The organism is Methylobacterium sp. CCH5-D2, assembly GCF_001556475.1.
Taxonomy (GTDB): domain Bacteria; phylum Pseudomonadota; class Alphaproteobacteria; order Rhizobiales; family Beijerinckiaceae; genus Methylobacterium; species Methylobacterium hispanicum.
In genome coordinates this window covers 1-747 of sequence record NZ_LSIX01000532.1, presented here as the reverse complement: position 1 = coordinate 747, position 747 = coordinate 1, and the positions used below count along the sequence as shown (strand labels likewise).

At 76.0% G+C, this 747-nt stretch carries 1 protein-coding gene; it reads left to right on the top strand.

The window, feature by feature from the left end:
* On the top strand, window positions 1-747 hold a 747-nt coding region (locus tag AX737_RS13570; protein WP_156453700.1), incomplete at both ends, for an EAL domain-containing protein.

Here is a 747-nt window from a genome sequence, read left to right as displayed (position 1 = left end):
GGTCGCGGCCTTCGAGGGCGAGGGGCTGGAGGTGCATCTCCAGCCCGTCGTCACCCTGCCGCAGCGCAAGGTCGTGGCCTACGAGGCGCTGGCGCGGCTGCGCGCGGGCACGGACCTGATCGTGCCCGAGGACTTCCTGCCGGTGCTGGAGCGGCACGGCCGCACCACCGAGCTCGACCGTCGCATGCTCCAGCGCGCCGCGACCGTCGCGCGCCATCTCGGCAGCCGCGGCAGTGAGGCGAGCGTCACCTACGGTCTCTCGCCGCTCTCGCTCTACGAGCCCGGCTTCCTGCGGTGGCTCGCCCGGCTGGTGGGCGACGAGTCCGGCCTTGCCGGCCGTCTCGTGCTCGCCCTGCCGCAGGCCAGCTGGCGCAGCCTCGACCCCGAGCAGGCGAACGCGCTCGCGGCCCTTCGCGGCAAGGTGGGCTTCGCCCTCGACCGGCCGCAGGACCTGCGCTTCGACGGCATCGCCCTGGCGCGCGTCGGCGTCGGTCAGGTCAAGGTGCCGGCGGGCCTCCTGCTGCGTCCCGACCGGCCGGACCTCGCCGACATCGCCGTCGAGGATCTGGTCACCGCCCTCGCCCGGGCCGGCATCCGCCTCGTTGCGCAGGCGGTCGAGGCCGAGGGCGAGGTGCCGGACCTGATCGACCTCGACGTCGCGCTGGCTCAGGGCTCGGTCTTCGCCGCGCCGCGCCCCGTGCGCGCCGACGTGCTCGCCGCCCCGCCCACCGCCGAGCCGCCCGAGCC